Source organism: Corynebacterium sp. ACRPF, from assembly GCF_022347395.1.
Taxonomy (GTDB): Bacteria; Actinomycetota; Actinomycetes; order Mycobacteriales; family Mycobacteriaceae; genus Corynebacterium; species Corynebacterium tuberculostearicum_D.
Genome location: NZ_JAKRNB010000020.1, coordinates 1 through 19,705 on the forward strand (window position 1 = coordinate 1; position 19,705 = coordinate 19,705).

Below are 19,705 nucleotides of genomic sequence, written 5' to 3' on the forward strand. Positions count from 1 at the left end.
CAGCTTTGACGATGGCCATATTGCGGTTAGGACTGTTCATAGTGTCAAACATGTCCCGACTCACCAGTCAAGCATCACCCGACACGGTAAGGTAGCCCTAAGCGTCAAATATGTCGCGGCTGATCTGTCAAGCATCACGACGATTCCCTCAGGCACAGACTGTCAAATATGTCATGAACTCAGACACCTCCGGGCGCACAAAATCAGCCGCCTTCGGGCGGCTTTTCTTGTATCTTAGCCCGCCTCACCCAGGTCTCGATCTATGAAGTCTTCCTCGCTTGTTTCCGGCCTCATTGCCGGCGCCATCCTTGGCTTAATGCTGTGGCTGGGCTCTGGCATGTTCTGGCTCTTTTTGGCCGGCTTGGCCATCGGCATCGCCGCAGCCCCGCTTCTAAAGCTGGCCGCCGATCCTTCCCGTTCGCGCAAGCGCCGCGATAGTTCCTTCCGTGACTAGTTCTACACAAGTCTCACCCAATCCACTTATAAAATGCAGGACACGTATAAAATATTTCCAGCAACCTTCCAGACAGACTTAGTAGAAAAAGAAAGTCTTTATTAACAAGGGGAGCGCGGTGACGCGTTCCCCTCCGTCTTGAAGGAGAACGCTAGGTGTTAGCACCCTCGCGCATTGTAGGGCTCGATATAGCCCGCTCACTTGCGATTATCGGCATGATAGTTCTGCATATGGCCTCCTTGGTGTGGCATACCAAGGTCATTTTAAATGGCCTGCCCGCCGCACTATTCGCCGTTCTGGCCGGCGTCACGTTGATGCTTATTTCCCGCGATTTCACGGCGACTACGTTCCTGCGCATCATCGCCCGCGGCTGCATAATTACTTTTATCGGCCTTGCCCTGCTGCCCGTGGGCGGCGAGATTCAAATCGTCCTCGTGGTCATCGGCATCACGATGATCCTGGTGTCCTGGGTCCCGCCGCTGCGCTGGTGGTGGAAGCCCCTGCTCCTCGCCGCCGCCACCGCTGCCGCGACCATAAAATATGCGCCGCTGACCCTTCCGCAGGTCTATCCACTGCTGGCCTATTGCGCCTATTTCCTCGCTGGCATGCTGCTCTATGAGGTCTATATCCGCAGCTCCCGCGCCGCTGCCCAGTGGGTGTCCACCGCCATCGCGGCCGCCGTTGCGGCTGCCGGCTTTTACTTCCGCTTTAACCCGGATATGCCTGGTTGGCTGCGCTTTACCGGCCACACCGGCGTGCTAGGAGAGATTGTCCTATCCATCGCCGTCGCCGCCATCGTCCTGCACCTATGCCTGCTTATCGGTTGGACGGTGCCTAAGCTGGCGTATCCCTTTGCTGCGTTGGGGGCGATGTCGCTAAGCATCTACATCCTGCATGTGCTCACCGCTTACTACTGGCAAAGCCACGTCTCCCTCCACAACACCGGGTGGGCCTGCGCGTTTATCGCCCTCTTCCTCGTCCTCGCGAGCCTATGGCGGCGCCTGATCGGGAAGGGGCCGGCCGAATGGGCCGTCGCTAAGACCATCGCCATCGCAGTTCCTGCCGGAAAGAAGGACTAATCATGCAGCACAAAATCTTCCCCGCCCTGCTTACCGCCGGCATTGTGGCATTAGCCGCCGCCCCTGCCAGCGCCCTCGAGCACGGCGAGCCGGCCCCAGACTCGGCGGAGTCGCGCACCGTGGCGCAGTTGAAAATCGGGCGCGTGGGCAGCTTCGGCGATTGCACCGGCACCCTCGTGGCTACCCAGTGGGTGCTTACCGCGCGCCACTGCCTCGAGTCCGTCAACAACGAGGGCACGCAGGCCCGCATCAATGGCACCACCTACGACGCCGATTCCTGGGCGCTATCCCCGCTTTCCGACGCCGCCCTTCTCCACCTCACCACCCCCGTCACCGACACCACCCCGGCCGAGATTTCCACTCACGTGCCAGAACCTGGCCAGCGCGGCACGCTTTACGGCTGGAGCAGCAGTTCCTCCATGGCGCGCCGCGGCCAGCTGCCGCAGGCGGAGATGGAAGTGGCTGAGCTCCTCGGCGCCGGCCCTGCTAGCCCCGCCAGCTCCACCGCACCAGGTGCCGCAGACGCCTCCGAGGTTGGCGCCGAGGTTGCCGCCGAGGATGCCGCTGGCGGAGAAAGCATTCCTGCGGCCGAGGCCATGCCGGGGCTCAGCGCACCAGAGGGGACAGAAAGTGTGCCGGCCGGCGAAGCGATGCCGCTGATTGAAAGCGCGATCCTTGATGTGCACTCCACCGGCCGCGCCGGCATGCAGGGCGGTGACTCCGGCGGTCCCTTCTTCGTCGACGGAAAGCTTGCCGGCCTGGCCACCGCGGGAACGGCGAATGGGGATCCGGACTTGCCCTCGCCAAGCGCGGCAATCACCACGCTGGCCGGCACCAAGGATTGGATAGAAGGCGTGGTGAGCGACCGCGATAAAGGCGCCATCCTTTCCGCTAAGACCACCCCTGAACCGCCGAAAACCCCGCAGACCAGTGCAGATCATGCGGGGCTCTATGCGGGCATAGCCGCCATCGGCCTGATCGCCGCCGCGGTGCTGGCGCGGATTCCCCGTCTGCGCAACCGCGGCCGCAAGGGCTAGAAAATCTCGATGCGTCCGCCCAGGGACTCGGATTGGCGCAACTGTGCCACCCACTTCGGGCCGCCTGGGTGCAGGCGCAGCACCGGGCGCGAAGAAATCTTGACCGGGGAGACCGATTCCTTGCGCGCGCCGGAGCGGGCATCGATGCGGGTGCGGGCGCGGTAGCCGGCGTCGGTAAGCTCAGCGATGGAAGGCTCGGGGGAATCGAGCTTCTCGCGGGCATCGCGCAGCAAGTCCATGGCCTCGTCCAATGCCTCCACCAACGCCGGCGCATTGGTCTCGCACATCTGCTGCACCAGCTCCGGGTGCGTGCCGGCCACGCGGGTAGCGTCCTTGAACGAACCGGCGGACAGGGACTGTGCCAGGATTCCGCCGTTATCGCCCACCACGGCGAGGATCTCCGCAAAGACGTGCGGCAGGTGGGAAATGCGCGCCACCGCGGCATCATGATTAGCCACGCGGATAGGCACCGCCTCCGCGTGCACCATCTGGGTCATACGCACGACCTCGGTGAAGGTCTCAATCCACTGCTTCGGAATCTTTTCCCCGCGCGCCTCGCACTCGGCGGCGTAGTCATAGGTAATGCCCCACGCCGCGCGGCGGAACAGGTCCTTCTGCGAGTTATCCCAGCCGGACTTGGACGTGCCCGCCATCGGGTGGCCGCCCACGTAGCGCGACTCCATTCCGCGCTCCAGCACCTGCTGGCGCACGGCCGTCTTAACGGAAACGACGTCCGTAATACCGCAGCTCGGCGCGTGCTCCTGAATGGCGTCGAGCACCTCGCCCACCGCGCCCATGGGCACGGCTATGACAATGAGCGCGTTCTCCGTCTCCGCGCGGGTCAAAATCGCCGGAAGATCATCGGTGACGTCAAAACCCTGTTTTACTGCAGTGCGGGCGCCGGACGTGGAGTGGTTGTAGCCAAAAACGGGGTGATTGTATCTGGCGAGATCGCGCAGCAAAGAGCCGCCGATGAGGCCGAGGCCAATAATGCAGATAGGGCGTTGAACATCTTGAGAACTCACGATGACAATTGTGGCACAACACGACTAATCTCACGAGGTATGAGCAACGAAAATTACTCCTTCGCAGTAACCGTCGCCCGCAACTCGGGCCAATGGCTGGTGCGCAGATTCAACGATGACTTTGAGGATCCGCAGACCTCCATCAATGCGGTGCGCAGCCTGCGTTCCGAGGGCGCTGCGTTCGCGCTGCTGTGCGTGGAGGATGCCTATTTTATTGCCGTGCGCCCAGTGCCGGGCGGGGTAAAGATGCTCATCTCGGACGCCACCTATGGTGTCGACGATGACTTCGCCGCCGATTTCATGGATATCAACGATCATGAAATCCCGGATGTGGACCCCGAAGAGGCCGATCCTTATGGCGAGGGCGATTTCGATATCTTCGCTGACCTTGGTCTATCCGAGGACCAGGTGGGCTACATCATTGACAATGATGAGGACTGGCCTTCCGATATGTTGCTGCGCATCGCCGGCGAGCTCGGCTTTGGCGATGAGTTGGAAGACGTCATTGATAACGCCTGAGCCCTTGCTGCGCGCTGAGGCTCGGATGCGCCGCGCCCTCGACGTCGCCAAGCGTACACCGGCCGGCGACGTCCCCGTGGGTGCGGTGCTTTACGACGCCGCCGGAACCGAACTTGCCACCGGCGTCAACCGCCGCGAAGAGCTTGCGGACCCGACCGCCCACGCCGAGGTCGAGGCCATTCGCCAGGCCGTTCGCGTGCACGGCGATGGCTGGCGGCTTTCCGGCTGCGAACTCGTTGTCACCCTAGAGCCCTGCGCCATGTGTGCCGGCACTCTGCAGGCCGCGCGGGTGTCCTCCGTGGTCTTCGGTGCCTTTGAGCCCAAGACGGGCGCGTGCGGCTCGCTTATCGATGTCCTGCGTGCCCCCACCGCCCCCTTTACCCCGCAGGTCCGCGGCGGCGTCCTCGAAGGTGAATGCGCTGGGTTGCTCCGAAACTTCTTCGACGGCCTGCGCTAAACGTGCGTACACTGGTGGTCATACAACAACTGTCTACTCAAAGGAGTGATCATGGGCGATTTGGAAAACAAGAAGGACGGCCTTGTAGGCAAGGCAAAGGAAGCCTACGGCGAAGCTACCGACAACAAGGACGTAGCTAACGAGGGCAAGGCCGACCAGGTCACCTCCGAGGCCAAGGACAAGCTGTCTGACGCCGCTGAAGGCGTTAAGGACAAGGCCAACGAGGTTATCGGCGGCCTGAAGGACGACTAATCCTCGTTCCTCGTTTCCACATCTCGCTGCGCTGGCACCCCGCCGGCGCAGCGATTTTGTCGCTCGGGCCCACTCCCGTAATCTGGAACGCGGTGGCGTGTCCGAGCGGCCGAAGGTGATCGCCTCGAAAGCGATTGTTGGGTAACCCCCAACCGCGGGTTCAAATCCCGCCGCCACCGCACCGGGATCCCGGCCTGTTTGCGCAGGTCGGGATTTTCTTTTGCCCAATTTTCCGGGAGGCGCGGGGAATCCGGCTGGCTGGCCGCCAGCTGTGAAAACTGGGACGCAGGTGGCTTCGTGATAGGGGATTGTGGGGTATGGCCACTACACTAGGGCAAAGTTCAATCCGTCCCCCACGCGAATGCGAAGGTACATCTACCCGTGGCTAAACTGCTTTATCGTCTTGGGCGCTGGTCTTTCCTCCATAAGTGGAAGGTCATCGTGGCATGGCTGCTGCTGCTCGCCGCCGTCGGCGGTGCCGCCGCCTTGCTGATGAAACCGATGACGAGCGAGTTCTCCATCAAGGGAACCCCGTCCATCGACGCCACCTATAAGACCATGGATCTCTTCCCAGAGGGCGGCAACCCTGCCAACTCGCCCTCGGTCAACGTGGTCTTCAAGGCCCCAGACGGTCAGAAGCTTTCTGATCCCGCCAACCGCGAGGCTATCGACGCCACCATCTCCTATCTCGAGGACAACCTGGAGATGGGCGATACCACGCGCTTTGGCAACCCGCTTGAGGTCTCTCCTCGCCTGCAGGACCAGGTCATCCACCAGTTCACGGATATGGGGCTACCGGAAGCATCCGCCCGCGCGGACGCAGATAACCTCGCCATGGTCAATGATGACGAGACCATTGCCTACACCACCTTCAATTTCGACGCCGAGTCGCCCTATAGCGTGGAGCAGGCCGACAAAGACACCGTTACCGACGCAATGAACATCGCCCGCGACCGCGGCCTCACGGTAGAGGGCAATGGTGCCGGCTTCGGCGATGAAATCGCGGTCAATTCCACCTCTGAGATCATCGGTCTCGGCGTTGCCTTTATCGTGCTCATCTTTACCTTTGGCTCCCTGGTGGCCTCGGGTATGCCTTTGGTGTCCGCCGTCATCGGCGTGGGACTAGGCGCGCTGGGCATGTTCATTGCCACCCACTGGATTGAGCTCAATAATATGACCCCGGTCCTGGCCATCATGATTGGCCTTGCCGTGGGCATTGACTATGCATTGTTTATCCTGTCGCGCTACCGTGCCGAGCGCCGCCGCATGGACGGGCCCGATGCCGCAGGCATGGCGGTGGGAACCGCCGGCTCCTCCGTGGTCTTTGCCGGCGCGACGGTCTTTACCGCGCTCTTCGCGCTCCTCATTGCACGCATTGGCTTCCTGACAGCCATGGGCTTGGCCGCCGCCGGCACCGTCGCCATCGCCGTATTGGTCTCGCTGACGCTCATTCCCGCGATGCTTGGCCTGCTGGGCGATAAGGCCTTCAATGGCCGCATCCCCGGCGTGGCCGGCAACCCGACCCGCAAGGGCAAGCGCCGCCGCGGTCCCACCATGGGCAACCGCTGGGTGCGCCTGGTTCAGAAGGTCCCCGGCCTGGCCATGGCGTTGGTTGTGCTCTCCCTGGGCGCGATGACCGCGCCGGTGCTCCACATGGAGCTCGCCCTTCCGGCCGATACCACCTCCAATCCCGATACCACCCAGCGCAAGGCCGCCGACATCATGTCCGAGGGCTTCGGCCCCGGCGTCAATGGCCCCTTCCTCGCCGTGGTCGATGCCCATACGGTCAACGCGGATGCCGGCGCCCTCGCCCCGCTTGTCGACGCCCAATCCCAGCCCGAACCAGCCCCCGCACCGGACGCGGAGGCCGCGCCCGAGGACACTGCACCAGAGGACGGTGCGCCGGAGGACGGTGCGCCGGAAGGCGCCGCCCCCGAGCAGCCGCAGCCGGACCAGCCCGAGGCTGCGGCCGAGGCCGAGCCGGAAATCGCCCCGGCCGCCGAGGTAGTAGACACCTCCGCAGACGCTGCGGACAATTCCTCGCCGGAGGATAAGGCCGCGCTCGCGTCCTTCCTGTACACCGCGGACCAGCTCAAGGGGCTGGGCGGCGTGAAGCACGCGCAGATCGTCGGCCTGAGCCAGGACCAGCGCGCCGCGCAAATCATGGTCACCCCAGACACCGCGCCGACGGATGCCGCGACGGTCAACGTTGCGCACGCGCTGCGCTCGGCCACCAGCGAGATTGAAGACGCCACCGGTACCGACATCGGCTTGACCGGCCTGACCGCCGTGCAGCTCGATATCACCGAGCGCCTCGAGGAAGCCATGGCGCCGTACCTGGCCATCGTCGTAGGCCTGGCCATCGTGCTACTGCTGTTGGTCTTCCGCTCCATCCTGGTGCCGCTGGTTGCGGGCCTGGGCTTCTTGCTGTCCGTCGGCGGCGCCTTCGGCCTGACCGTTCTGGTCTGGCAGGAAGGCCTGTGGAACCTGGTTCCCGCGCCGGGCCCGCTGATTTCCTTCATGCCCATCTTCCTCATCGGCGTGACCTTCGGCCTCGCGATGGACTACCAGGTCTTCCTGGTCACCCGCATGCGCGAGCACATCTCGCGCCACCCGGAGGGCACCGGAGGGCGATATAACGCCGTCGACGAGGCCACCATCACCGGCTTTACCCAAGGCGCCCGCGTGGTGACGGCCGCGGCCATCATTATGATTTCGGTCTTCGTGGCCTTTATTAACCAGCCGCTGCCCTTCATCCAGATCTTCGGCTTTGCCTTGGCCGCCGGCGTGCTTTTCGACGCCTTCTTTATCCGCATGACCCTCGTCCCCGCCACCATGTTCCTCATGGGCCGCGCGACGTGGTGGATGCCAAAGTGGTTGGAGAAGATTCTGCCCACCCTGGATATCGAAGGCACCGCCCTGGAAGAAGAATGGGAAGCTAAACACGCTACCTCTAGCCCTACCCCTAGCCCTGCACACAAGGAAGAAGAGTAAAGATGGACTTGAGTTTCGACGTCGGCAAGCGCCTGCCTGAAGGCCCCGGCAAGCACGGCCGCAGCGGTGTCATCCACACCCCGCACGGTGATATTAAGACCCCGGCCTTCATCCCGGTGGCCACCAAAGCCACGGTCAAGACGCTGACCCCGGAACAAATTCGCTCTACCGGTGCGCAGGCCATCTTGTCGAATGCGTATCACCTCTACCTGCAGCCGGGCCACGACATCGTGGACGAGGCCGGCGGCGTGGCCAAGTTTGAAAACTGGCACGGCCCGACCTACACCGATTCCGGCGGATTCCAGGTCATGTCCCTGGGCGTGGGGTTCAAAAAGGTCCTTGCGATGGATATTGCGGATCTCAGCGATAAGGACATCCGCGCCGCCAAGAAGGAACGCATGGCGCAGGTGGACGAGGACGGCGTGGATTTTAAATCCGTCATCGACGGCTCCAAGCACCGCTTTACCCCCGAGAAGTCCATGCAGATCCAGCACGGGCTGGGCGCAGACATCATGTTTGCCTTCGACGAGCTGACCACGCTGGTTGATACGCGCACCTACCAGGAAGAATCCGTCGCGCGCACGCACCGCTGGGCCAAGCGCTGCCTGGACGAGCACGACCGCCTCACCCGCGAGCGCGCCCACCGCCCGAAGCAGTCGCTGTGGGGCGTTGTTCAAGGCGCGCAGTACGAGGATCTGCGCCGCCAAGCCACCCGCGGCCTGCTCGACCTCGACCGCGCCGCCCGCGAGGACGGCAAGCGCGGCTTCGGCGGCTTCGGCATCGGCGGCGCGCTGGAAAAGGAAAACCTGGGCACCATCGTCGGCTGGGTCTGCGATGAGCTACCCGAGGACAAGCCGCGCCACCTGCTCGGCATCTCCGAGCCGGACGATATCTTCACCGCCGTCGAGGCCGGCGCCGATACCTTCGACTGTGTGGCGCCCACCCGCTTGGCGCGCCGCGGCGGCGTCTACACCCTTGACGGCCGCATGAACCTTACCAATGCGCGCTTCAAGCGGGATTTTGCCGGCGTGGACGAGGAATTCGGCGGCTACGTATCCGAGAATTACTCCCGGGCCTACCTGCACCACCTGCTCAAGGCAAAGGAATTCCTCGCCGGCACGCTGTGCACCATCCACAACGTGGAGTTCATGATTCGCCTGGTGGATAATATCCGCGCCGCCATCGACGGTGGCTACTACGAGGCCTACCGCGATGAATTCCTCGGCCGCTATTACGCCGGCAAGTAGTCCTCGCGCTTCTTCACCCACTTAATGACCGCGGCCGTCACCGGTAGCATGACGGCCTCCATCAGGGTCTTCCATACGAAGCCCACGATGACGTAATTAATGAACCCGCCCACGGTGTCTACGCCGATAACCGGTGCGGCGATAGCGCAAAAGAGCAGCGTATCGCCGAACTCGCCCACCACGGTGGAGGCGATAAGGCGCGCGAAGAGGCCCTTTTCGCCGGACCGCTTCTTCATGGCGGTCAGCGTCCAGGCATTCAGCAGCTGGCCCACCAGGTAGCCGGCCAGCGAAGCTGCCAGGATCTGCGGCATCAGGCCGAGCGTGGCGGCGAAGGCCTCCTGGCCCTCGTAGAAATCGGCCGCCGGCAGCCAGATGGCGATATAGAAGCACACGGCCGCCAGAATGGCCATCGCAAAGCCGATATAGACCGCGCGCCGGGTGGACTTGAAGCCATAGCACTCCGAGAGCACATCGCCGACGATATAGGCCAGCGGGAAGAGGAAGAAGGCGCCGTCGGTAACCAGCGGGCCGAGCTGGACGCCCTTGGTGGCGTTGATATTTGAAATCAGGAAGGTCACCACAAACACGGTGACCAGCCAGGGGTAGAGGGTGGAGCGGACGGGAATGAAGCGCACCTCAGCGCCGTTCGATTTTTCCATGCCCGCCATTGTGCCAGCCCGTAGACTATGGGCATGAATTCCGCGACCACCGGCGCCGGCCGTTACGCGCCCAGCCCCTCGGGCGATCTGCACTTTGGAAACCTCCGCACGGCGCTTCTGGCGTGGCTTTTCGCCCGGTCGACGGGGAGGCGCTTTGTGGTGCGGGTGGAGGACATCGATAAGCAGCGCTCCTCCCAGGAGTCGGCCGAGCGCCAGCTCGCGGATCTGCGCGCGCTCGGGCTGGACTGGGACGGCGAGGTCATCTACCAGCACGATCGCGACGCCGCCTATGAGCAGGCCCTGGCCCAGCTGCCGACCTACGAGTGCTATTGCTCGCGTAAGGATATCCGCGAGGCCTCCCGCGCCCCGCACGCCATTCCCGGCCAGTACCCGGGCACCTGCCGCAACCTCACCGAAGACCAGCGCGCGGCCAAGCGCGCCGAGCTTGCGGCCCAGAATCGCCAGCCCGCCCTTCGCCTGCTTGCCGACGCCCCCACTTTCACCATCCACGACGCCCTCCACGGCACCTATACGGGCGACGTGGATGACTTCATCCTGCGCCGCGGCGGCCAAGACACCGGCTGGGCCTATAACTTGGCTGTCGTCGTCGACGATGCCTATCAAGGCATCGACCAAGTGGTCCGCGGCGATGATCTGCTCTCCTCCGCGCCGCGCCAGGCCTACCTTGCCTCGCTGCTCGGCATCGAACCGCCGGAGTATATCCACGTCCCGCTCGTGCTCAATGCATCCGGCGAGCGTTTGGCCAAGCGCGATGGGGCGGTGACCATGCGGGAGATGGGGGAGGAGGGGGACGTCGTCAAGCAGCTGGCGGCCTCGCTGGGGTACGAAGCTCACAGTGCTGCGGATCTGCTCGCGCAATTCGCGCCCGATCGACTCAGCCCTGAGCCTTATATCTGGCGCGGGTAAAATCTGAGCCCATGGAAGTTCTACTGGTGCTCATTGGGCTCATGCTGCTGACCGTGTTCGTCGTCGCCATCGGTGACAAGATTGGGCTGCCGTGGCCGGCCCTGCTGACGATCATCACCGCCTGCGCCGTCTTCGTGCCCGGCCTGCCACAGTTCGAACCGCCCACCGAGCTCATCCTGCCCATCTTCCTGCCGCCGCTGCTGTGGGCGCTGGCCCGGCGCACCTCGTGGGGTGTTATCCGCGAGCAATGGGTGACCATCTTGAGCCTGTCCGTGCTGCTGGTGGTCGCCACCACGCTGGCCGTAGGTTTTACGGCCTATGCCTTCCTGCCCGGCATCAGCCTGGCCGCAGCCATCCTCATCGGTGCGGCCATCGCCCCGCCGGACCCCGTCGCCGTTGACGCCGTGGCCGAGCCCGCCGGCATCCCACGCCGCATCATCACCACCTTGCAGACCGAGGGCTTGTTTAACGACGCCGCCTCTATCGTCGCCTTCAATCTCGCGCTGACGGCCGTAACCCAAGGCGATGAGCTCTCCTTCGGCGGCGGCGTGCTCAACTTCTTCTACTCCGCATTCGTCGCGGGCGGCCTCGGCTGGGGCGTCGGCCGGCTGGTGGCGCTGTTTATTACCCACGTCCACGACGTCACCGCGCGCAACGCACTGACCTGGGTGACGCCGTTCGCCGTCTACCTCATTTCAGAGGAACTCGGTGCCTCCGGCGTTATCGCCGTGGTTATCGCGGCCGTGGAGCTAAATTCTCGCGCCGATATCCAGGCCGAGGACCGTCTTTCCGGTCAGTCTTTCTGGGAGACCATCGAGCTGCTCTTTACCGGCGTGGCCTTCGGGCTTATAGGCCTGACGGTCAATACCGCCATCGGGGAAGTGGGCTCGGACCTGTGGCACTCGGTGGTTGTGGGCGTCATCTTGTCCCTTGTGGCCTTTATCGTCCGTTTGGTGTGGATGTACATCTACTACCGCATCAATGTCTCTCGCGGCCGCCCGCGCGTGGCGCCCTTGCGCCTGCAAGAGGTGCTGCTAATGACGTGGTCCGGCATGCGCGGCCTGGTCACTCTGGCGCTGGTTTTGTCCATCCCGGCCGGTGTGTTCAGTTTCCACCACGAGCTCGCGGTCATCGCGCTCACCGTCTTGCTGGTCACGATGGTGGTGCCTGGTTTGCTGCTGCCGTGGTTGATGGAACGACTCGACCTTACGGAGGCTTCCCAGATTGCCAGCGATAAGATGCGCGCTGCCGTTGTTGCCCGTGCGCGTGCGGCCAGCATCGAGGCGCTGTCGCACTTCCGGCCAGATGGGCATATAGCGCCCGACGCCGAAAAGGTTGATCCGGAAATTTCCGCCAACGTTATCCAGTGGCTGGAAGACCGGATTGGCGATGGCGAGGATGTTTCCGAAGACTCCCGCAAGCAACGCGCCTGGCAGGCACGCCACGTAGCATTGGAGGCTCGCCGGACCGCTCTGACGGCGGCACAGGAGGAGCTGCTGCGCATGCGCGGCTACCGCGCCTATAACCCGGCCATCGTGGACGAGGTGCTGGAAGAAATCGATCGCATGGTCTTGGGTACCAAGCGCCACTAGGCTAGGCGGCATGGATCCCTTCGATTATGCCCAGCTCGAGGATGGGCTGGATTATCTCTATGATTTCCTCGACCAGGACCTGGTGGAGCGCGTGCGAACAGAGCGCGAGTACGTTCCGGACGGGCTGGAGGGCTTGCTTGCCGACGACTCCCTCGACGACTATGTCTGGCTCTGGATCAAAGACCCAGGCCCGAACGGATTCCGGCAATACCTGCGCGATGGGGGCTATTCCGAGGCCGAAGTCTCCCAAGCTTTCCTCTGGGCGCGCACCGAGTGGGCAATGAATACTCCGCCGCATGTCGCTTGGCTGAAGGCGGATGGTTACGAGCCGCCGGCTATTGATTAGCGGCAAGTGCGGCGTCGGCTAGCGCGGCCGGGTTCCCGGGCATTACAAAATCCCGGCTCCGTTGCTATGAAGCAGGAGCCGGGATTTCCTCTGGCGGAGGATGTGGGATTTGAACCCACGAGGGGCGTGAACCCCGCACGCGTTCCAGGCGTGTGACATAGGCCGCTAGTCGAATCCTCCGAGAAGAAACATTAGCAGCCGTGGCAATTATTTTACCAATCGCCAGGTCAATCAGGGTTTTCGACGGTTTTCAAGGATTGTTTAACCCGCAACGGGGTCCGGGTGCCGTTGGTGCCGGGGAAGCGCGGCCGAAAGCGTGGAGGTGCCGGTAGCCCATTTGGCTAAACCGGCGCGCGGGCGTTAAAGTATGAGACAGGATTCCGCGTGGCGTCCATCCTCTGAACTCCCCCAGGGCAGGAATGCAGCAAGGGTCAGGAGGCTCTGGCGGGTGCGCGGGGTCCCCTTTTTGTATGGCGTGCGTTACTATTGGGGGCTAAAAGTCGCCCTATAGATGGAAGGTAGACATACACATGTCGCTTCTTACTTTGGAATCGTCCGAACTAAACGAGCTCGCCGCCCAGGTCCGCAAGGATTATGAGGACCTCAAGGCACAGGGTCTAAATCTGGACCTGACTCGCGGCAAGCCAGCGAAGGCGCAGCTGGACCTCTCCAATGATCTCCTCGCCCTGCCGGGGCTGGGGCGCTACACCGACGCGGCCGGAAACGACCTGCGCAATTACGGCAACCAAAAGGGCATCAAGGACCTGCGCGATATTTGGGGCGAGCTGACCAACATGGACCCTGAGCTGCTCGTAGCCGGGGATTCCTCTTCGCTGAATATCATGTTCGACCTCATCTCCTGGGCCTATATCTTCGGCACCAACGACTCCGAGCGCCCATGGGGCAAGGAAGAAAAGCTCAAGTGGATCTGCCCAGTGCCAGGCTATGACCGCCACTTCGCTATCACGGAGCAATTCGGCTTCGAGCTGGTCACGGTGCCAATGGAGGAGGACGGGCCGGATGTAGAGGCCGTCGAAAAGCTGGTAGCGGATCCGGCAGTCAAGGGCATGTGGGTAGTGCCGATGTTCGCTAACCCCACCGGCGCCGTGATTTCTGAAGACAAGGCCCGCCGCCTCGCCCGCATGGAGGCCGGCGCGCCGGATTTCCGCATCGTGTGGGATAACGCCTACGCCGTGCACACCTTAACCGAGGAATTCCCGGAAATCTTGCCGATTCTGGACATCGCCGCGGAGGAAGGCAACCCGAATCGCTTCTGGGCTATGTCTTCTACCTCGAAGATAACCTTCGCCGGTTCGGGCATAGGCTTTTTCGGCTCTTCCAAGGACAACCTCGAGTGGTACCTGGAACACGCCGGCATCCGCGGCATCGGCCCCAATAAGATTAACCAGCTGGCGCACCACGAGTTCTTCGGTTCCGCCGAGGGCGTGCGCGCGGTGATGCGTCGTCACGCAGCGCTGATTAAGCCCAAGTTCGACGCCGTGCTGCGCATCTTAGAAAAGCGCCTCGGCGAGTACGAGGTGGCGCAGTGGACCAACCCGAAGGGCGGCTACTTCATCTCCCTCGACGTTGTCGACGGCACCGCCAACCGTGTGTGGGAGCTGGCGCGCGATGCCGGCATCCTGCTCACCCAAGCTGGCTCGGCCTTCCCTTATGGCGAGGACGATAACGACCGCAATATTCGCCTCGCCCCAACCCTGCCGCCGCAGGAAGAGGTTGAGGCGGCGATGGACGGCGTCGCTACCTGTGTGCTGCTTGCCGCCGTGGAGAAGCTGGGGGCCTAACATCAACGACGACGAGTCTGCCCTGTGGCTGAGCGAGATTATCCCGGCGCCGCTGGAGTTCCGCTACGTCGATAAGCGCCGGCTGGGCCTTGCCTCGCTTGCCGACGCCCAATCGCTCGCCCTCACCACCACCTTCAACGCCACCGACACCGGCCTGCAGAGGCAGGACGACGGCACCGACGTGCGCTGCGAGCTGTTGACGGTGGCGCGCACCGGGCAGCCCGAGGTGGCCGCCGCCATCAACGCCGCCGCCGACACCTTCGAAAAGGCCGGCGGCCTGCTTCCGGCGCAGCCGGGCGTGATGCTGCCGTCCATCCTCGATGTCCCAGGCGTTACCGTGCACCATGGGCTCTTCATCGCGCCGTACCTGTGGGGCGGGCAGACCCCGCAGTTTCGCGAGGAAGGCCGCCTGACCCTCATCCTGCAGCTAGTCATGCTGACGGATTCGGAATATGCGTTTGGGGTAGAAGAGGGCGTCGGCAAGCTGCAGGCGGCGGTGGCCGAGCAGGGCATTGACCTGCTGGACTGGTCGCGCGAGGGTTAGCCGGTAAAATGGCTAACCGTGGCTTTATACCGGAAATATCGTCCAGCAACGTTCGCGGAGGTCGTGGGCCAAGAGCAGGTCACCACGCCGCTATCCGCCGCCCTTGATGCGGGGCGCATCAACCACGCCTATCTCTTTTCCGGCCCGCGCGGCTGCGGCAAGACCTCCTCGGCGCGAATTATGGCCCGCTCGCTCAACTGCGAACACGGGCCCACCTCGACGCCGTGCGGCAAGTGCGATTCCTGCGTCTCCCTCGCCCCCGGAGGCCCCGGCAACTTGGACGTGACGGAGCTCGACGCCGCCTCGCACAACGGCGTGGAAGACATGCGCGAGCTGCGTGACCGCGCCTACTACGCGCCGGCCGAATCGCGCTACCGTATCTTCATCATTGACGAGGCGCATATGATTTCGCCCTCCGGTGCGAACGCGCTGCTCAAGGTGGTGGAGGAGCCGCCCGAGCACGTCATTTTCATCTTCGCGACTACGGAGCCGGAGAAAATCATCGGCACCATTCGCTCGCGTACCCACCACTATCCCTTCCGCCTGCTGACCCCGCCGGCCATGAAGGGCCTGCTGCAGCGCACCGTTGCGGCTGAGGGCGTACAGGTCGAGGACGCCGTGTATCCCATGGTCATTGAGGCGGGCGGCGGTTCCCCGCGCGATACTTTGTCTCTGCTGGACCAGCTGCTAGCCGGCGCCGGGCCCGATGGCCTGACCTACGATCTTGCCCGGCCGCTTTTGGGCGTCACCGATGTCTCGCTGCTTGACGACGCCATCGAAACCCTCGCCAACCAAGACAAACCCGGCCTCTTCGCGATGGTCGACCACGTCATCGAGGCCGGCCACGATCCGCGCCGCTTCGCCGTCGATTTGCTCGACCGTTTGCGCGATTTGATGATTCTGCAGGCCGTGCCCGGCGCCATCGAGGCCGGCCTCGTCTCCGCGCCCACCGACCGCGCCTCCGTGCTCACCGCCCAGGCGCAGCGCTTTTCCGGCCCGCAGCTGACTTACCTGGCCTCCACGGTCAACGACCGCATCAGCGACCTCACCGGTGCGACTTCACCGCGCCTGCTGCTGGAAATCATGTGCGCGCATCTGCTTATCGGGTCCACCGGCCCCGCTGCTGCCGCGCCGGCACCCGCAGCGGCTCCCGCCCCCGCCCCCGCTGCCAATGCTGCCGCGGTCTCGCCCGCGCCGGCTGGCCCTGCGACCCCGGGCGGTGCTCCCGCGGCCAACTCTGCCGTCGCCAGTGCTCAAGACCCCCAGTCCGCCGCTGCTGCCATCATCGCTCGCCGCCGCGCCAAGTCCCAGGAGCAGCAGGCTTCTGCCCCGTCTTCTGCTCCAACCTCAGCACCGGCCGCTCAGCCGCAGCCGCAGCCGCAGGCCCCGTCCCAACCGGAATCGCAACCGAAGGCGCAACCCGAGCAGCCGGCGGCCGCCGAGGCGCAACGCACGCAGAAGCCTCAGAACCAAGAGTCGCAGCCGCAACCGCAACAGCAAGAGGCTGGAGACCCGTGGCAGCGTGAGCGGCAAATCCCGCAAGCGGACGTGCCCGAGCAGCAATCGGCGCAGCCGGCGCAGCCAGCACAGAGCGAGGCACCGCACTCAAGGCCGGCCCAGGAGGAGCAGCGCGAGCCACTGGAGAAGCCCGTGCCGGCCCGTGCAGAGGAATCTGTCCAGGAAACCAAGCCGGAATCTGGGGCGGAGTCTGGCGCAGAGAAGGCGTCGGAAATGGCGCAGCCGCAGGCGGCGGAGGAGCCGGCGGGTGACTTCGCAGAGGCCGTGAGGGAGAAATGGGTGGCGTTGAGGGGGAGCGTCGGAAAGCGGAATAAGGTGGCCGAAATCATGCTGGCTGAAGCCCGCGTGCTTGGCTTCCGCGATGGCACCCTGACGCTGGGGCACACCACCGGCGCGCTGGCCGAGCGCATCAACGCGCCCGCCAATAACGCGGTCATCGTGGAGGTGCTCAAGGAGGAGTTCCAGCGCGATGTGGCCGTGACCTGTGTGGTGGGCACCGACCCGAAGACCGCCGGTTTCGATGCCCCGCGGCCGCCGCAGCGCAAGGAAGCGTGGACGCCGAATCAGCCGGCGCGCGAGCCTGCCGACGACCAGGAGGCGGAGAGTAAGCCGGAAAGCGTCCCCGGGTGGCGCTCACGCATCGCACGGGCGACGCAGGCTGCCAAGCAACGCGATGAATCGCAGTTTAGTAACGGCGTGCCGCTGCCGCCCGAGCCTGAGCCGGACTTTGCCGCTCCGCCCGAGGAGCCGCCGGCCTATACCCGCGATGACGAAGAGCGGGACATGATGGAGGCCGCGCAGTCGACCGGCGAGATGGATCATCGCAGCGCTACCGAGGTAGCTATGGAACTGCTGGAGCGCGAGCTGGGCGCGCGGCGTGCCTAACCGGCAAGCACGGTACACTCGGGCAGTAGCGAAATTTACAGTTGATTTAGAAAGGAAACGACATGGCTGACCAAGACCCAATGCAGCAGGCAAATGACATGAACGACCTCATCGCGCAGGCCGCGCAGGTGCAGGCGGATCTGCAGAAAGCGCAGGAAGAAATCCTCGCCACCAACGTCGAGGGCCAGGCAGGCAACGGCCTGGTTAAGGTGACCATGACCGGCGGCGCCGAGCTCGTGGACCTGCAGATCGATAAGTCCGTCGTGTACCCAGAGGACGTCGACACCCTGCAGGACCTGGTCATGGGCGCGTTCAAGGAGGCCCACGCTGCGGCCGGCCGCCTGGCACAGGAGAAGATCGGCCCGCTGTCCCAGGGCATGGGAGGCCAGGGTGGCCCGTCTTTTGAGGATGTCTTCGGCGGCAACCAGTAGCCCGCACGATACGATAAAAGGCCGTTGCCCCGCGTTGGGGCCGCGGCCTTTTGCTGATTTTGGGAGTAATTGATGTTTGAAGGACCTCTGCAAGACCTCATCGACGAGTTTTCGCGCCTGCCGGGCATCGGCCCGAAGTCGGCGCAGCGCATCGCGTTTCACGTTTTGCACATGGAGCCCGAGGACATCGAGCGGCTGCAGAACGCGCTGGGCGCGGTGCGCGACGGCGTGACCTTCTGCCGCATCTGCTGCAATATTTCCCGCGAGGATGTCTGCCGCATCTGCATTAATTCGCAGCGCGACGCCTCGACCATATGCGTGGTGGAAGAGCCGAAGGATATCCAGGTCATCGAGCGCACCGGAGAGTATGAGGGCCGCTACCACGTCTTGGGTGGCGCGCTGGATCCGCTAGCGAATGTGGGCCCGCGCGATTTGAATATTTCCACGCTGCTGCAGCGCCTGGGCGGCGTGCTGCCGGACCGCGAGCTGGCGGATTCCACCCCTGAAGCCCCGCTTTACGACGCCACCCCCACCATCCACGAAGTCATCCTCGCCACCGACCCCAATACGGAGGGCGAGGCCACCGCCGCATACCTGGTGCGGTTGCTGCGCGACTTCCCTGATTTGAAGATCACCAGATTGGCCTCCGGCATGCCGCTCGGAGGCGATCTGGAGTTCGTGGACGAACTCACCTTGTCCCGCGCGCTTTCTGGCCGCCTGACCATTTAGCACGGGGAATCCGCAAGCGCGGGCTAGGGGACGGCGGCCGTGGGCCCGGTTCGCGCGCGGCCGGTGAATACCGGCGGGCCGTGCGCTCTGCTGGCCACCCCGCTCTCCGCGTTGCTGTGTATACCGCTGTGGCCGCTATGCATGCTGCTATGCGGGCTGCTAGGCGAAGCGTTGTGCCGGCTGGCGGGCGGAAGCCAGGCGATTCGGCCGTTGACGCGGGCCATGCGGCCGCGGCCCGGCAGGCCGTTGATGGAGTTGTGATACGGGCACAGCAGCGTCATGTGTTCGGGGTGGGTGAGGCCGCCGCGGGAGTATTCGAGGAGGTGGTGGGCTTGGCATTCGGAGGCGGGGCGTCGGCAAGCGGGCCAGGCGCACCGGGCGCCTTCAGCCTCGAGCATGCGGCGCTGCTTCGCGGAGGCCTGCCGGGTGCGGTAGAGGTTGACCGGGCCGCGTTCGGGGTGGATGAGCGTGAAAAGGCCGGCGCCGGCTAGGGTGCGGCGGACGAGTTCGGCGCCGGTGATGGTCGCGCCGTTGGTCATGGCGAGGCGGATGTCGTCGCCGTCGCCGGCCAGGATTTTCAGGTAATCCGGCAGCTCGATGATGACATTGGTGGTCACGGTCGCGGGCGCGGCGGCGCGGGAACCGGTGAGCCAGGCCAGCGGGTCGGACTTGGCGGCGGCCCAGATATCGGCCATCTGCGCGGCGGGGCCGGTGAAACTGAGGGTGGTTTTCTCGCCGTGCATGATGCGGCGGCCGCCGTCTTCGCGCTCGGGCGGCGGGTTGATTTCGCGCAGCAGCCGAGTCGCCGCGCGCGAGACCTGCGCGGTGGTGCCGGCGGTGGCGCACAGCTTCTCGCGGAATTGCCAGCGCTTGGTGGGGTCAGAAATGCCGCGCGAGCGGCGGGCGATGAGCGCGAGGGTCTCCAGGCTGTGTTGGTTGCGGCGCGCAGCGGCCAGGGCGCGGGATTGGTAGCGCGAGTGGCTGGTGGGCGAGAGGAAGGCCGCGGCGGTGCGGCGCACGGTGCGTGCTTGGTCCGCGGGCAGGGGCAGGCTGGAGGCGGCGTGGGCCTCTTCGAGAAGTTCCACGCCGCGCTTAGCGATGTCGCCCAGCTGCTCCAATAACGTCATGCCCCGCAGCCTATGGGTGGGGGCAAGCCGCTACAAGGGGAAGCGGCTGAGCCTGTGGATAACTCGGGGGTTTCGCGGCCG

At 64.3% G+C, this 19,705-nt stretch carries 19 protein-coding genes, 2 tRNA genes and 1 other RNA gene; 18 read left to right on the plus strand and 4 right to left on the minus strand.

Features of this window, described 5'->3' with window-relative positions:
• Nucleotides 1-262: 262 nt before the first annotated feature.
• From MHX61_RS09250 to MHX61_RS09260, 3 genes are all read left to right on the plus strand, one after another.
• Nucleotides 263-454, plus strand: coding sequence for a hypothetical protein (locus tag MHX61_RS09250; protein ID WP_204610484.1), 192 nt, complete (start codon nucleotides 263-265; stop codon nucleotides 452-454).
• Nucleotides 455-669: 215 nt separating this feature from the next.
• Complete coding sequence (locus tag MHX61_RS09255) at nucleotides 670-1,533, plus strand: DUF418 domain-containing protein (protein WP_255717677.1); 864 nt, start codon at nucleotides 670-672, stop codon at nucleotides 1,531-1,533.
• A gap of 2 nt (nucleotides 1,534-1,535) precedes the next feature.
• Nucleotides 1,536-2,570, plus strand: a complete 1,035-nt coding sequence (locus MHX61_RS09260; RefSeq protein WP_239194329.1) for a trypsin-like serine protease — start codon at nucleotides 1,536-1,538, stop codon at nucleotides 2,568-2,570.
• Here MHX61_RS09260 and MHX61_RS09265 read toward each other — a convergent pair.
• The gene (locus tag MHX61_RS09265) at nucleotides 2,567-3,595 is read right to left on the minus strand and encodes a prephenate dehydrogenase (RefSeq protein ID WP_239194330.1); all 1,029 of its coding nucleotides are present in this window, start codon (nucleotides 3,593-3,595) and stop codon (nucleotides 2,567-2,569) included. The two genes, MHX61_RS09260 and MHX61_RS09265, sit on opposite strands and share 4 nt — an antisense overlap.
• Nucleotides 3,596-3,634: 39 nt before the next feature.
• Here MHX61_RS09265 and MHX61_RS09270 point away from each other — a divergent pair, with 39 nt between their 5' ends.
• The 6 genes from MHX61_RS09270 (at nucleotide 3,635) to tgt (ending at nucleotide 9,064) form a co-directional block, all read left to right on the plus strand.
• Nucleotides 3,635-4,114 (plus strand): tRNA adenosine deaminase-associated protein, encoded by a 480-nt coding sequence (locus tag MHX61_RS09270; protein WP_239194331.1) that lies wholly within the window; start codon nucleotides 3,635-3,637, stop codon nucleotides 4,112-4,114.
• Between the two features lie 25 nt (nucleotides 4,115-4,139).
• Complete coding sequence (locus tag MHX61_RS09275; RefSeq protein WP_239194375.1) at nucleotides 4,140-4,571, plus strand: nucleoside deaminase; 432 nt, start codon at nucleotides 4,140-4,142, stop codon at nucleotides 4,569-4,571.
• A gap of 51 nt (nucleotides 4,572-4,622) precedes the next feature.
• Nucleotides 4,623-4,823, plus strand: coding sequence for a CsbD family protein (locus MHX61_RS09280; protein WP_239194333.1), 201 nt, complete (start codon nucleotides 4,623-4,625; stop codon nucleotides 4,821-4,823).
• A 91-nt stretch (nucleotides 4,824-4,914) separates the two neighbouring features.
• Nucleotides 4,915-5,002 (plus strand) — tRNA-Ser (locus tag MHX61_RS09285).
• 202 nt (nucleotides 5,003-5,204) lie between these two features.
• A complete protein-coding gene (locus MHX61_RS09290) occupies nucleotides 5,205-7,817 on the plus strand; it encodes an MMPL family transporter (RefSeq protein ID WP_239194335.1) in 2,613 nt (870 codons plus the stop codon).
• Nucleotides 7,818-7,819: 2 nt separating this feature from the next.
• Entirely contained in the window at nucleotides 7,820-9,064 is a 1,245-nt protein-coding gene (tgt, locus tag MHX61_RS09295; RefSeq protein ID WP_239194337.1) for a tRNA guanosine(34) transglycosylase Tgt, read from the plus strand.
• Here the strand turns inward: tgt and MHX61_RS09300 are convergent.
• On the minus strand, nucleotides 9,049-9,723 hold the full coding sequence (locus MHX61_RS09300; RefSeq protein WP_179387271.1) for a queuosine precursor transporter: 675 nt from the start codon (nucleotides 9,721-9,723) through the stop codon (nucleotides 9,049-9,051). The two genes, tgt and MHX61_RS09300, sit on opposite strands and share 16 nt — an antisense overlap.
• Before the next feature lie 33 nt (nucleotides 9,724-9,756).
• Here MHX61_RS09300 and gluQRS point away from each other — a divergent pair, with 33 nt between their 5' ends.
• Genes gluQRS through MHX61_RS09315 form a run of 3 tightly spaced genes read left to right on the plus strand, consistent with a single transcriptional unit; the run spans nucleotide 9,757 to nucleotide 12,588 of the window.
• Nucleotides 9,757-10,650: a tRNA glutamyl-Q(34) synthetase GluQRS gene (gene gluQRS, locus MHX61_RS09305; protein ID WP_239194339.1), complete on the plus strand. Its 894-nt coding sequence runs from the start codon at nucleotides 9,757-9,759 to the stop codon at nucleotides 10,648-10,650.
• An 11-nt stretch (nucleotides 10,651-10,661) separates the two neighbouring features.
• Nucleotides 10,662-12,242, plus strand: a complete 1,581-nt coding sequence (locus MHX61_RS09310; protein ID WP_239194341.1) for a sodium:proton antiporter — start codon at nucleotides 10,662-10,664, stop codon at nucleotides 12,240-12,242.
• Nucleotides 12,243-12,252: 10 nt separating this feature from the next.
• Nucleotides 12,253-12,588, plus strand: coding sequence for a hypothetical protein (locus tag MHX61_RS09315; protein WP_239194343.1), 336 nt, complete (start codon nucleotides 12,253-12,255; stop codon nucleotides 12,586-12,588).
• Nucleotides 12,589-12,679: 91 nt separating this feature from the next.
• Here the strand turns inward: MHX61_RS09315 and MHX61_RS09320 are convergent.
• Nucleotides 12,680-12,768: transfer RNA gene (locus tag MHX61_RS09320), tRNA-Ser, on the minus strand.
• Nucleotides 12,769-12,959: 191 nt separating this feature from the next.
• On the opposite strand from MHX61_RS09320, the gene ffs reads away from it, so the two are divergent.
• From ffs to recR, 6 genes are all read left to right on the plus strand, one after another.
• An RNA gene (gene ffs, locus MHX61_RS09325) (signal recognition particle sRNA small type) lies at nucleotides 12,960-13,058 on the plus strand.
• Between the two features lie 60 nt (nucleotides 13,059-13,118).
• The gene (locus tag MHX61_RS09330; protein WP_239194345.1) at nucleotides 13,119-14,390 is read left to right on the plus strand and encodes an aminotransferase class I/II-fold pyridoxal phosphate-dependent enzyme; all 1,272 of its coding nucleotides are present in this window, start codon (nucleotides 13,119-13,121) and stop codon (nucleotides 14,388-14,390) included.
• Nucleotides 14,353-14,934, plus strand: coding sequence for a suppressor of fused domain protein (locus MHX61_RS09335; RefSeq protein ID WP_239194347.1), 582 nt, complete (start codon nucleotides 14,353-14,355; stop codon nucleotides 14,932-14,934). The genes MHX61_RS09330 and MHX61_RS09335 overlap by 38 nt, the downstream gene beginning before the upstream one ends.
• A gap of 18 nt (nucleotides 14,935-14,952) precedes the next feature.
• On the plus strand, nucleotides 14,953-17,337 hold the full coding sequence (locus tag MHX61_RS09340; protein WP_239194349.1) for a DNA polymerase III subunit gamma and tau: 2,385 nt from the start codon (nucleotides 14,953-14,955) through the stop codon (nucleotides 17,335-17,337).
• A gap of 62 nt (nucleotides 17,338-17,399) precedes the next feature.
• Nucleotides 17,400-17,768 carry a YbaB/EbfC family nucleoid-associated protein gene (locus tag MHX61_RS09345; RefSeq protein ID WP_239194351.1) on the plus strand — a complete coding sequence of 123 codons (369 nt, stop codon included), beginning with the start codon at nucleotides 17,400-17,402 and terminating at the stop codon, nucleotides 17,766-17,768.
• Nucleotides 17,769-17,840: 72 nt separating this feature from the next.
• Nucleotides 17,841-18,497, plus strand: a complete 657-nt coding sequence (gene recR / locus MHX61_RS09350) for a recombination mediator RecR (protein WP_005323161.1) — start codon at nucleotides 17,841-17,843, stop codon at nucleotides 18,495-18,497.
• A gap of 23 nt (nucleotides 18,498-18,520) precedes the next feature.
• Here recR and MHX61_RS09355 read toward each other — a convergent pair whose 3' ends face one another.
• Nucleotides 18,521-19,624, minus strand: coding sequence for an HNH endonuclease signature motif containing protein (locus tag MHX61_RS09355; protein ID WP_239194353.1), 1,104 nt, complete (start codon nucleotides 19,622-19,624; stop codon nucleotides 18,521-18,523).
• Nucleotides 19,625-19,705: the final 81 nt, after the last annotated feature.